The organism is Flavobacterium mekongense, assembly GCF_047038255.1.
Taxonomy (GTDB): domain Bacteria; phylum Bacteroidota; class Bacteroidia; order Flavobacteriales; family Flavobacteriaceae; genus Flavobacterium; species Flavobacterium mekongense.
In genome coordinates this window covers 1,559,267-1,572,070 of record NZ_CP174374.1, presented here as the reverse complement: position 1 = coordinate 1,572,070, position 12,804 = coordinate 1,559,267, and the positions used below count along the sequence as shown (strand labels likewise).

The following is a 12,804-nucleotide window of genomic DNA, read 5'->3' as shown; positions in this document are numbered from 1 at the left end:
ACTATTTGTAAATTTTAAACAAATGGAATGGCAAGGCCGGATGCAATTCCACGAAATTCCATTCTTTATCCCAATGGTAGCTGTTGCCGGTAATTAAATCGACCACTTTTACCGTTTGTCCGGTATGAATGCCCAAAGAAGCCAACGGCAATTGTACCCAGGCTTGTTTAGCGTAATAAGGATCAAGGCTGCAAATCATTAGCGTTTCATCCTGTTTGGTATCGTCAAACTTGTAATAGGCTAAAATTTGGTCGTTGTCGGTAGCACAAAACTGGATGTTGTTGGTTTGTTGCAACGACGGTTGTTCCTTGCGGATTTTATTGATTTTGGTGATGATGGCAATCAACTTGTTTTGAATGCTCCAGTCCCAGTGGTAAAATTCGTATTTCTCGGAGTTGAAATATTCTTCTTTGCCCGGCATGGCTTCCGACACCATATACTCATAGACCGGTCCGTAAATCCCAACGCTGGAACTTAAGGTAGCCGCTAAGAAATATTTGTGCAAATAGATGCTCTCGTTACCGCTTTGGAGTGCGTATGGAAGAATATCCGGCGTGTTAGGCCAGAAATTAGGTCGGTAAAAATCGGCTTGCTCGGTTTTGGTTAATTCTTCGACATATTCGATTAATTCCGCTTTGGTGTTACGCCAAGTGAAATAAGTATAGGATTGTGAGAAACCTTGTTTGGCCAACTCGTGCATGATTTTCGGACGAGTAAAGGCTTCGGCTAAGAAGAGCACATCAGGATATTTCTTTTTGACTTCGGCTATAAGCCAACCCCAAAAATAAAACGGTTTGGTATGCGGATTGTCTACACGGAAAACACGAATATCACATTCTTCTACCCAAAACAGTGCAACATCCAACAATTCTTTCCAGAGGTTTTTCCAATCACCGGTTTCAAAGTAAATTGGCATAATGTCCTGGTATTTCTTCGGCGGATTTTCGGCATATTGTACCGTTCCGTCCGGGCGCCATTTGAACCATTGCGGAAACTCTTTCACATACGGATGGTCCGGCGCAGCTTGAAGCGCATAATCCATAGCCACTTCAATCCCCAAACTTTTGGCTGTTTTGACTAATGATTTGAATTCATCTATTGTTCCCAATTCGGGATGCGTGGCTTTGTGTCCGCCATACTGAGAACCGATGCCCCAAGGAGAACCCACATCGCCCGGTTCGGCAGTAGTCGCATTGTTTTTTCCTTTGCGATTGACTTCTCCAATCGGATGAATCGGCGGAAAATATAAGGTATCAAAACCCATAGCGGCTACTCTCGGCAACAGCTTTTCACAATCTTTAAACGTACCGTGTTTTCCTTTTTCGGGCGAAGAAGAACGTGGAAAAAATTCGTACCAAGTACTGAACAAGGCTTTGGGACGATCTACATACACTTGCAGTTCGTGTGATTTATTAGCTAAAGTTCGCGTGGGATAAGCTTCAAAAATATGGTGTAACTCTTTGGATAATGCGATTTGAATAGCCTTGTCGTATAACTTCTCGTCTTGAAAAGCTTTGATGGCTTCGTTTAGGTATTTTTTTTCTGTAGCGGTTGCTTCTTTTAGAATAGCTTCGCAATATTCAGCGCCTTCAAGCAATTCTGATTTGACATATTGATTGTCTTGGATTTTTCGCTCGGTACCGTGTTGCCAATTTAAGGCATAATCCACCCAAGCTTCTACGAAATACGAAAAGTGACCTTGTTTGTCTACAGTAAACTCTGCTTGCCATTCATCATTCCCTAATTCGGTCATGCGTACTTCCTGCCATTTTTTGGCCGACTCATGTTTGAACTTAACACAAGCCGCTATTACATCATGTCCGTCGGCAAAAACATTGGCTTTTACCACAACCGATTGTCCAACAATTCTCTTGATATAAAAAGCACCGCCATTCAATTGAGGCGTAACATTTTCAATAATTATTCGGGTTTGATTTTGCATTTTGACGTATATTTATGATGTTGAAATTTAACAAAATTTAAGTTAAGTTTTCAAGCGTCCAAAAAATTATTGAAATGACAAAAAAGGCCCAAAAATCTACTCAATCATTGCAAATTCCGAAGTCAATTTTGTTTACGGCTAAAATATTAGAGAGAATTTCTCCAAAATTGACCACTCTTTTTGCAGCCCGACTTTTTACCACGCCAATCAAATACAAAATTCCGAAGCGCGAATGGCATATGGAAGAACAAAGTAGGAAAACGAAGCTTTACATTCCTACCATACAAAAGAAAATTCAAGTGTATCACTATGGAGAAAGTAATAAAAAAGTACTGCTTGTTCATGGCTGGTCGGGACGCGGAACCCAATTGGTGAAGATTGCCGATGAGTTAGTAAAAATGGGATACCAAACAGTAAGTTTTGACGCACCGGCTCATGGTAAATCGGAGGGAAAAACAACTATTATGACTGAGTTTATTGCTTCGATTTTAGAATTGGAAAAACAATCCGGCCCTTTTGAGTTTGCTGTAGGTCACTCCTTGGGCGGCATGTCGATATTGAATGCCATAAAACAAAACCTTCAAGTGAAAAAAGCGGTAATCATTGGTAGTGGTGATGTGATTCAAGATATTTTAGAAGACTTTGTTAAAAAATTAAAATTACCTATTAAATATGCTTCACTGTTGAAAGCCCATTTCGAAAAAAAATTCGGAGAACCGATGGAGCATTATTCTGCGCACTTTGCAGCCCAGGAGGTTAAAATTCCGGCATTGGTCATACACGACCAAAACGATACTGATGTTTCCGTAAAAGCAGCTCACAACATTCATAAATATTTGGAAAAAAGCGAGATTATGATTACTGAACATCTTGGGCACCGAAAAATTTTAGGAAATGAAAATGTAATTAACAGCATTACTACTTTTTTAAAATCATAGGACATGAATTTATTTGAAAACAATAATTGGGAAGAAAAATTACAACCTCTCATTGATTTATACCGAGACAAAAAGCATCCGTTAGCTTATGACAACATTTACCAATTAATGGTAATGGTTGTGCTGTCAGCTCAAGACTCTGATGCTAATATCAATAAGATTGCTCCCGGTTTCTTCCAAAAGTATCCTGACTTTGAAAGCTTATCCACAGCAAGTTTTGAAACATTATTCCCTTTAGTAAATAAGGTAAGAAACTTTAACACCAAATCGAGTTGGCTAATCGAAATTGCGCAAACTTTAAAAAAAGACGATAACATCCCAACAAATTTACCGGAGTTGACTGCCTTAAAAGGAATCGGTAGAAAATCGGCCAACGTGATTATGCGAGAAATGAAAGTTCCAGCTGAAGGCATCATAGCCGATTTACACGTAATAAGAGTTGCTCCAAGAATCGGTTTAGTTACCGAAAGTAATGATGGAAATAAAATTGAAAAACAACTAATGCAAGTCTTGCCCAAAAGTATCTGGGGAGAAATTGGTATGGCAATATCCTTTTTGGGCAGGGAAACCTGCAGGCCTACGAACCCTAAGTGCAATAACTGTCCTATTCAGAATGATTGCCTCTATCCTTTAAAAACAATTTAATCAGGTAATTTCTCATTGGATTACACTGTACATTCAATCGGTTAAAAAAAGACATTAATAACAAAAATCATTTATTATAGTAAGAGTTTTGATATTAAGAGGAGGAAGCCCGGTGGGCTTCAGGTACACGAACTTCAGTTCGCTTAAAACCATATAAAACAAAAAACCCCGTTCGTTAGAACAGGGTTTCTAAAAAAAGGCGGCGACATACTCTCCCACATTACTGCAGTACCATCTGCGCAGTCGGACTTAACTTCTCTGTTCGGAATGGGAAGAGGTGAGCCCCGACGCAATAACCACCTTAAGCTGGTTTGCAAGGGTAATCAGCTTTTGCTGATTAACATTACACTATATCTTAACATACTGAGATAAAAATTGTATTTATCATTCCCAACTTGATTGGGAACCTAGAAAGTTTGCACCGCCTCTTGCGAGGCGGTAGCGTCGTACATAAGCTTACGGGTTATTAGTACTACTCGGCTATGACATTACTGCCTTTACACCTATAGCCTATCAACGTGGTCATCTTCCACGACCCTTAAAAGAAATCTCATCTTGTGGTGGGTTTCGCGCTTATATGCTTTCAGCGCTTATCCCTTCCAAACGTAGCTACTCTGCGGTGCTCCTGGCGGAACAACAGATACACCAGAGGTTTGTCCAATTCGGTCCTCTCGTACTAGAATCAGATCCACTCAAATTTCTTGCGCCCACAGTAGATAGAGACCGAACTGTCTCACGACGTTCTGAACCCAGCTCGCGTGCCACTTTAATGGGCGAACAGCCCAACCCTTGGGACCTTCTCCAGCCCCAGGATGTGACGAGCCGACATCGAGGTGCCAAACCCCCCCGTCGATATGAGCTCTTGGGGGAGATCAGCCTGTTATCCCCGGCGTACCTTTTATCCTTTGAGCGATGGCCCTTCCATGCGGAACCACCGGATCACTATGCTCTACTTTCGTACCTGATCGACCTGTATGTCTCTCAGTCAAGCTCCCTTATGCCATTGCACTCTACGCACGGTTACCAAGCGTGCTGAGGGAACCTTTAGAAGCCTCCGTTACTCTTTTGGAGGCGACCACCCCAGTCAAACTACCCACCAAGCAATGTCCCCCACTTAAGCGGGGTTAGACCTCAGATAAGCAAAGGGTGGTATTTCAACAATGACTCCACAACGCCTGGCGACGCCATTTCACAGTCTCCCACCTATCCTACACATCACTTATCCAAGACCAATACTAAGCTATAGTAAAGGTGCACAGGGTCTTTTCGTCCCACTGCGGGTAATCGGCATCTTCACCGATACTACAATTTCACCGAGCTCATGGCTGAGACAGTGTCCAGATCGTTACACCATTCGTGCAGGTCGGAACTTACCCGACAAGGAATTTCGCTACCTTAGGACCGTTATAGTTACGGCCGCCGTTTACTGGGGCTTCAATTCAATGCTTCTCCGAAGATAACATCTCCTCTTAACCTTCCAGCACCGGGCAGGTGTCAGGCCCTATACCTCATCTTACGATTTTGCAGAGCCCTGTGTTTTTGATAAACAGTCGCCTGGACCTTTTCACTGCGGCCAGCATTACTGCTGGCGACCTTTCTCCCGAAGTTACAGGTCTATTTTGCCTAATTCCTTAGCCATGAATCTCTCGAGCACCTTAGGATTCTCTCCTCGACTACCTGTGTCGGTTTACGGTACGGGTACTGTTAATCTAAGTTTAGAGGTTTTTCTTGGAAGCCCTTAGGTACACTATCTCTTTGGCCGAAGCCTCCGAGTACTATCGCATTTCCCCAAAAGCCGTGGATTTGCCTGCGGCTCTTATAGGTAGGTGCTTTAACCAACTATTCCGTCAGTTGGCGGTACTTTCATCACTCCGTCACCCCATCACAATTAACAGTAGTACGGGAATATTAACCCGTTGGCCATCGACTGTCCCTTTCGGGTTCGCCTTAGGACCCGACTAACCCTCAGCTGATTAGCATAGCTGAGGAAACCTTAGTCTTTCGGTGTGCGGGTTTCTCGCCCGCATTATCGTTACTTATGCCTACATTTTCTTTTCTAACCGGTCCAGCAAACCTCACGATTCACCTTCAACCCTGTTAGAATGCTCCCCTACCACTTGTATTACTACAAATCCATAGCTTCGGTAGTATGCTTATGCCCGATTATTATCCATGCTCGTCCGCTCGACTAGTGAGCTGTTACGCACTCTTTAAATGAATGGCTGCTTCCAAGCCAACATCCTAGCTGTCTGGGCAGACAAACCTCGTTTTTTCAACTTAGCATACATTTGGGGACCTTAGCTGATGGTCTGGGTTCTTTCCCTCTCGGACATGGACCTTAGCACCCATGCCCTCACTGCTGGTAAACATTATATAGCATTCGGAGTTTGTCAGGAATTGGTAGGCGGTGAAGCCCCCGCATCCAATCAGTAGCTCTACCTCTATATAACTTATAACCAGCGCTGCACCTAAATGCATTTCGGGGAGTACGAGCTATTTCCGAGTTTGATTGGCCTTTCACCCCTACCCACAGGTCATCCGAAGACTTTTCAACGTCAACCGGTTCGGACCTCCACTATGTGTTACCACAGCTTCATCCTGCCCATGGGTAGATCACACGGTTTCGCGTCTACCACTACTGACTATAGCGCCCTATTCAGACTCGCTTTCGCTACGGATCCACACCTGAAGTGCTTATCCTTGCCAGCAACGGTAACTCGTAGGCTCATTATGCAAAAGGCACGCCGTCACAGATTAATCTGCTCCGACCGCTTGTAAGCGTATGGTTTCAGGATCTATTTCACTCCGTTATTCACGGTTCTTTTCACCTTTCCCTCACGGTACTGGTTCACTATCGGTCTCTCAGGAGTATTTAGCCTTAGCGGATGGTCCCGCCAAATTCAGACAGGGTTTCACGTGCCCCGCCCTACTCAGGATACCACTATCCTTATCTTCTCTTACTTATACCGGGCTATCACCGTCTATGGCCTACCTTTCCAGGTAGTTCTAATTCAATCCGCAAGAAATATCGTGGTCCTACAACCCCAAAATTGCCGTAACAACTTTGGTTTGGGCTAATCCGCGTTCGCTCGCCACTACTTACGGAATCACTTTTGTTTTCTTCTCCTCCGCCTACTTAGATGTTTCAGTTCAGCGGGTTTGCTCACCTATCGGTGTACTATGTCTTCAACATAGTGGGTTGCCCCATTCGGATATCTGCGGATCAATTCGTATGTGCCAATCCCCGCAGCTTTTCGCAGCTTATCACGTCCTTCTTCGCCTCTGAGAGCCTAGGCATCCCCCATACGCCCTTATTTTGCTTATTGTACTTGTTACTAATTACTTATCACTAAGTAATTCGTGTTCTTTCTACTTTTTAAATGTATTTTTTATCTCAATATGTCAATGAACTTGTGGCGAGTCGCCACTGACAATAATTATCAGCAGGACTTATAGCCGTTGTGGAGAATATCGGAGTCGAACCGATGACCTCCTGCGTGCAAGGCAGGCGCTCTAGCCAGCTGAGCTAATCCCCCAATCTTAGTGATGAGTTACTAGTTATGAGTTATGAGTTACATAACCTCTCAACCCCTAGAATTTCCTTTTTTAAGCATAATAGTAGTCCCGGGCAGACTCGAACTGCCGACCCCTACATTATCAGTGTAGTACTCTAACCAGCTGAGCTACGAGACTCTGTATTTTGCTTATTGTATTCGAATTAACAGCGAGAGTAAATGAGCCTTAAAACTCTTCTATTTCCAGTCCTTCTTATCGTCTCTAGAAAGGAGGTGTTCCAGCCGCACCTTCCGGTACGGCTACCTTGTTACGACTTAGCCCCAGTTACTAGTTTTACCCTAGGCAGCTCCTTACGGTCACCGACTTCAGGTACCCCCAGCTTCCATGGCTTGACGGGCGGTGTGTACAAGGCCCGGGAACGTATTCACCGGATCATGGCTGATATCCGATTACTAGCGATTCCAGCTTCACGGAGTCGAGTTGCAGACTCCGATCCGAACTGAGAACGGTTTTATAGATTCGCTCCTACTCACGTAGTGGCTGCTCTCTGTACCGTCCATTGTAGCACGTGTGTAGCCCAAGGCGTAAGGGCCGTGATGATTTGACGTCATCCCCACCTTCCTCACAGTTTACACTGGCAGTCTTGCTAGAGTTCCCGACATCACTCGCTGGCAACTAACAACAGGGGTTGCGCTCGTTATAGGACTTAACCTGACACCTCACGGCACGAGCTGACGACAACCATGCAGCACCTTGTAAATTGTCCGAAGAAAAGTCTGTTTCCAAACCTGTCAATCTACATTTAAGCCTTGGTAAGGTTCCTCGCGTATCATCGAATTAAACCACATGCTCCACCGCTTGTGCGGGCCCCCGTCAATTCCTTTGAGTTTCATTCTTGCGAACGTACTCCCCAGGTGGGATACTTATCACTTTCGCTTAGCCACTGAAGTTGCCCCCAACAGCTAGTATCCATCGTTTACAGCGTGGACTACCAGGGTATCTAATCCTGTTCGCTCCCCACGCTTTCGTCCATCAGCGTCAATCCACAAGTAGTAACCTGCCTTCGCAATTGGTATTCCATGTAATATCTAAGCATTTCACCGCTACACTACATATTCTAGTTACTTCCTTGTAATTCAAGTCTGGCAGTATCAATGGCCGTTCCACAGTTGAGCTGCGGGCTTTCACCACTGACTTACCAAACCGCCTACGGACCCTTTAAACCCAATGATTCCGGATAACGCTTGGATCCTCCGTATTACCGCGGCTGCTGGCACGGAGTTAGCCGATCCTTATTCTTACAGTACCGTCAAGTCCCGACACGTCGGGATGTTTCTTCCTGTACAAAAGCAGTTTACACACCATAGATGCTTCTTCCTGCACGCGGCATGGCTGGATCAGGCTTGCGCCCATTGTCCAATATTCCTCACTGCTGCCTCCCGTAGGAGTCTGGTCCGTGTCTCAGTACCAGTGTGGGGGATCTCCCTCTCAGGACCCCTACCTATCGTAGCCATGGTAAGCCGTTACCTTACCATCTAGCTAATAGGACGCATGCCCATCTTTTACCGTTGGAACTTTAATATACCTAACATGCGAAAGATATATACTATGAGGTATTAATCCAAATTTCTCTGGGCTATCCCTCTGTAAAAGGTAGGTTGCATACGCGTTACGCACCCGTGCGCCGGTCTCAAGGTTGCAAGCAACCTCTACCCCTCGACTTGCATGTGTTAAGCCTGCCGCTAGCGTTCATCCTGAGCCAGGATCAAACTCTTCATCGTATATTGTTCGCTCTTACGAGCTGTTTTATAGACAAAGGCTAGTCTTTTTCAAATCTCTCGATTCACTTACTCTCTTTTTTTTCTGTCTTAAAATCTCTTTTAAGACGGCTGTCAATTCAATATGTCTATGAACGTTGTCTTCTTTATTATTTCGCTATTCCTTCGTTTACCTCACATTACTTTTTTAAAGTAAGCCGTGTTCGGTGACTTTCAGTTAGCGGGTGCAAAAGTAAGCATCTTTTTTAAACTAACAAGTAAATTTTAAAATATTTTTGAATTTATTTTTAATTCCTCGTTTCTCAGTTTTTCAATGTGCTTTTCCTCTCTTGCGGGGTGCAAATATAGAAATCTTTTTTCTCCCAATCCAAATAAAAACTCAACCTTTTTTGGACTTTTTTTTAAACCACTGATAACATGATTCTTGTAACCTATCTTTTTACAAATCTTTACAAATACAAAACAAAAGTTAACTGTTTAGCCCCGATTGAAGAGGCTACCGCGTAGCCCATAAAGCGGGAATGCAGCCAGCAAATAAAGCCCGAGCCTTTCGCTACTGAATATACTTTATCATTATACTATATATATATTGTGTGTATTTTGTTAAACTACTATATTTGCAGTCCATAAAATTTAAGGAATGATAAAGATTACACTACCAGACGGTTCGATTAAGGAGTTTGCCAACGGCTCTACTCCGATGGATGTTGCTAAGAGCATCAGTGAAGGATTAGCGCGAAATGTAATTTCGGCTGCTTTTAATGGTACAACTATTGAAACAGCCACCTCGTTGACAACCGATGGTTCACTTATATTATATACGTGGAATGACGCAGCAGGCAAAAAAGCTTTCTGGCATTCGACTTCGCATGTTATGGCACAAGCTCTTGAGGAACTGTATCCGGGGATTAAATTAACCTTAGGTCCAGCCATCGATAACGGTTTTTATTACGATGTAGATTTTGGTGACCAAAAGATAGTAGAAGCCGATTTTAAAAAAATTGAAGATCGCGTATTGGAAATCTCAAGAGAGAAGCACGAATTTAAAATGCGTCCGGTTTCAAAAGCGGAAGCTTTAGAGATTTACAAAAACAATGAATATAAAACTGAGTTGATTTCGAATTTAGAGGATGGTACTATTACTTTTTGTGACCATTCTAATTTCTTTGATTTGTGTCGCGGCGGGCACATTCCGAATACCGGAATCATCAAAGCGATGAAAATCATGAGTGTTGCCGGCGCTTACTGGCGTGGTGACGAAAAGAACAAACAGTTGACTCGTGTTTACGGGATTTCGTTTCCTAAACAAAAAGATTTAACAGATTACCTTGAATTATTGGAAGAAGCCAAACGCAGAGACCACAGAAAACTGGGTAAAGAATTAGAGTTATTTGCCTTTTCACAAAAAGTAGGGCAAGGTTTACCGTTGTGGTTACCGAAAGGCGCAGCTTTGCGCGACAGATTAGAGCAATTTTTGAAAAGAGCACAGAAAAAAGCCGGTTATGAGCAAGTTGTTACACCACATATAGGACAAAAAGAATTGTATGTGACTTCAGGTCACTATGCCAAATATGGTGCTGATAGTTTCCAACCGATTCATACACCTGCCGAGGGAGAAGAGTTCTTGTTAAAACCTATGAACTGTCCACATCACTGTGAGATATACAACAACAAACCTTGGTCGTACAAAGATTTACCTAAGCGTTATGCTGAATTCGGAACGGTTTATCGTTATGAGCAAAGCGGTGAGTTACACGGTTTGACACGCGTTCGCGGATTTACGCAAGATGACGCACATATTTTCTGTACCCCTGATCAATTGGACAGCGAGTTTAAAAAAGTAATCGACTTAGTCCTTTATGTATTCGGATCTCTAGGATTTGAAAACTTTACCGCTCAAGTTTCGGTTCGTGATTTAGACAATCCGGACAAATATATAGGTAGCGTTGAAAACTGGGAAAAAGCAGAAAACGCCATCATCAGCGCTGCACGCGATAAAGGATTGAACTATATTATTGAAAGTGGTGAAGCCGCATTTTACGGCCCGAAATTGGATTTCATGGTAAAAGACGCCTTAGGCAGACAATGGCAATTAGGAACCATTCAGGTAGACTACAATTTGCCGGAGCGTTTTGAACTGACTTACAAAGGGGCCGACGACAAGCTTCATCGTCCGGTAATGATTCACCGAGCACCGTTTGGCTCAATGGAACGTTTTATCGCTATTTTACTGGAACACACTGCCGGAAACTTCCCATTATGGTTGATGCCTGAACAAGCTATTATATTGTCTTTGAGCGAGAAATATGAAAATTATGCGAAAAAAGTTTTAGAATTGCTGGAAATTCACGAAATTCGCGCCCTAATTGACAACCGCAACGAGACGATTGGTAAAAAAATAAGAGATGCGGAAGTTCAAAAAATGCCGTTTATGTTGATTGTAGGAGAAGAAGAAGAGAAAAACGGAACCATTTCTGTTCGTCGTCACGGACAAGAAGGAAAAGGCAATATCACGATTACCATTGAAGAATTTGCCAAGATTGTATCGGAAGAGATTGCCAAAACATTAAAAACATTTGAAGTTTAACTAAAATTATAGAGCCATAGCAATTAGAAACAACAGAGGTTACCAACCTAGAGAAGAGAAAAAAGCAGCACACCGTATTAACGAGTTAATTCGAGTGCCTGAAGTTCGATTAGTAGGTGAAAATATTGAGCCGGGAGTTTACAAAACTTCTGAAGCGCTTCGATTAGCGGAACAATTTGAAGTGGATTTGGTGGAAATTTCCCCGAATGCCGAACCACCGGTTTGCAAACTGATGGATTACGGTAAATTCATTTATCAGCAAAAGAAACGTGAAAAAGAATTAAAAGCAAAATCAACTCAAATTACCGTTAAAGAGATTCGTTTCGGACCTCAGACTGACGAGCATGATTATGAGTTTAAGAGAAAAAATGCTGAAAAGTTCTTAAAAGAAGGTTCAAAATTAAAAGCTTTTGTATTCTTTAAAGGTCGTTCTATCATTTATAAAGAACAAGGACAAATTTTATTGTTGCGTTTAGCACAAGATTTGGAAGAGTTCGGTAAAGTGGAAGCCTTACCGGTATTAGAAGGAAAGCGCATGATTATGTTCATCGCACCTAAGAAAAAAAGCAAATAAATTACTAAGTGCCTGAGGCACTGAGGTACTGAGAAAAAACCTTAGCTACTTAGCAGCTCCGCTACTTAGCTACTACAAAAAAGTAAGTAAGTTAAATTAAATAAACTAGGAAAAAATGCCTAAAATGAAAACAAAATCCAGTGCTAAGAAGCGATTCAAAGTAACTGGTTCCGGAAAAATCAAGAGAAAACACGCTTTTAAAAGTCACATTTTGACTAAAAAATCTAAAAAGCGTAAACTAGCGTTAACTCACTCTGCTTTGGTTCACCCAACAGATATGAAAAGCGTTAAAGAACAATTAAGAATTATCTAATAGCCCAACAGTTAACCGCTGTAAGCCTTTAGCTTTCTTTAGGTTAAAAATCATTTAATAACCTTGGAGTACGGCTTTAAGTTCCCTTGATTCAATTCGGGACGCCTGCTACAAAAAACACAAAAAATTATGCCAAGATCAGTAAATTCAGTTGCTAAAAGAGCAAGAAGAAAAAAGATAATGAAGCAAGCCAAAGGTTTCTTTGGTAGACGTAAAAACGTTTGGACAGTTGCTAAAAACGCAGTAGAAAAAGCAATGCTTTATGCTTACCGCGACAGAAAGCAAAACAAAAGAAACTTCCGAGCTTTATGGATTCAGCGTATCAACGCCGGAGCTCGTTTGGAAGGAATGAGTTACTCACAATTCATGGGATTAGTTAAGAAAAACGGTATCGAATTGAACCGTAAAGTATTGGCTGATTTAGCTATGAATCACCCGGAAGCTTTCAAAGCTATCGTGAATAAAGTGAAATAAAAACGTTTGTACAACCACGATTTAACTTACTTATAAT

General features: G+C 42.4%; 7 protein-coding genes, 2 tRNA genes and 3 rRNA genes. 6 read left to right on the top strand and 6 right to left on the bottom strand.

The genetic code is table 11. The features are described from left to right. Nucleotide 1: 1 nt before the first annotated feature. Nucleotides 2–1,942 carry an alpha-1,4-glucan--maltose-1-phosphate maltosyltransferase gene (locus tag ACJG85_RS06715; RefSeq protein ID WP_412475969.1) on the bottom strand — a complete coding sequence of 647 codons (1,941 nt, stop codon included), beginning with the start codon at nucleotides 1,940–1,942 and terminating at the stop codon, nucleotides 2–4. A 74-nt stretch (nucleotides 1,943–2,016) separates the two neighbouring features. On the opposite strand from ACJG85_RS06715, the gene ACJG85_RS06710 reads away from it, so the two are divergent. Continuing rightward, nucleotides 2,017–2,880: an alpha/beta fold hydrolase gene (locus ACJG85_RS06710; RefSeq protein WP_412463633.1), complete on the top strand. Its 864-nt coding sequence runs from the start codon at nucleotides 2,017–2,019 to the stop codon at nucleotides 2,878–2,880. 3 nt (nucleotides 2,881–2,883) lie between these two features. Then, entirely contained in the window at nucleotides 2,884–3,525 is a 642-nt protein-coding gene (locus ACJG85_RS06705) for an endonuclease III domain-containing protein (RefSeq protein WP_412463632.1), read from the top strand. A 194-nt stretch (nucleotides 3,526–3,719) separates the two neighbouring features. On the opposite strand, the gene rrf is transcribed toward ACJG85_RS06705, so the two are convergent. From rrf to ACJG85_RS06680, 5 genes are all read right to left on the bottom strand, one after another. Then, nucleotides 3,720–3,829 (bottom strand): 5S ribosomal RNA (gene rrf / locus ACJG85_RS06700). A 142-nt stretch (nucleotides 3,830–3,971) separates the two neighbouring features. Then, a 23S ribosomal RNA gene (locus ACJG85_RS06695) occupies nucleotides 3,972–6,851 on the bottom strand. 136 nt (nucleotides 6,852–6,987) lie between these two features. Continuing rightward, nucleotides 6,988–7,061, bottom strand: a tRNA-Ala gene (locus ACJG85_RS06690). Between the two features lie 83 nt (nucleotides 7,062–7,144). Further along, nucleotides 7,145–7,218 (bottom strand) — tRNA-Ile (locus ACJG85_RS06685). A gap of 88 nt (nucleotides 7,219–7,306) precedes the next feature. Further along, a 16S ribosomal RNA gene (locus ACJG85_RS06680) occupies nucleotides 7,307–8,822 on the bottom strand. The 16S, 23S and 5S rRNA genes sit together here with 2 tRNA genes alongside, the layout of an rRNA operon. A 637-nt stretch (nucleotides 8,823–9,459) precedes the next feature. On the opposite strand from ACJG85_RS06680, the gene thrS reads away from it, so the two are divergent. The 4 genes from thrS (at nucleotide 9,460) to rplT (ending at nucleotide 12,767) form a co-directional block, all read left to right on the top strand. Beyond that, entirely contained in the window at nucleotides 9,460–11,406 is a 1,947-nt protein-coding gene (gene thrS, locus ACJG85_RS06675; protein WP_412475968.1) for a threonine--tRNA ligase, read from the top strand. 22 nt (nucleotides 11,407–11,428) lie between these two features. Next, entirely contained in the window at nucleotides 11,429–11,980 is a 552-nt protein-coding gene (infC, locus tag ACJG85_RS06670) for a translation initiation factor IF-3 (protein WP_409677304.1), read from the top strand. Nucleotides 11,981–12,095: 115 nt separating this feature from the next. After that, complete coding sequence (gene rpmI, locus ACJG85_RS06665) at nucleotides 12,096–12,293, top strand: 50S ribosomal protein L35 (protein ID WP_396195289.1); 198 nt, start codon at nucleotides 12,096–12,098, stop codon at nucleotides 12,291–12,293. Between the two features lie 129 nt (nucleotides 12,294–12,422). Then, nucleotides 12,423–12,767: a 50S ribosomal protein L20 gene (rplT, locus tag ACJG85_RS06660; protein ID WP_295334864.1), complete on the top strand. Its 345-nt coding sequence runs from the start codon at nucleotides 12,423–12,425 to the stop codon at nucleotides 12,765–12,767. Nucleotides 12,768–12,804: the final 37 nt, after the last annotated feature.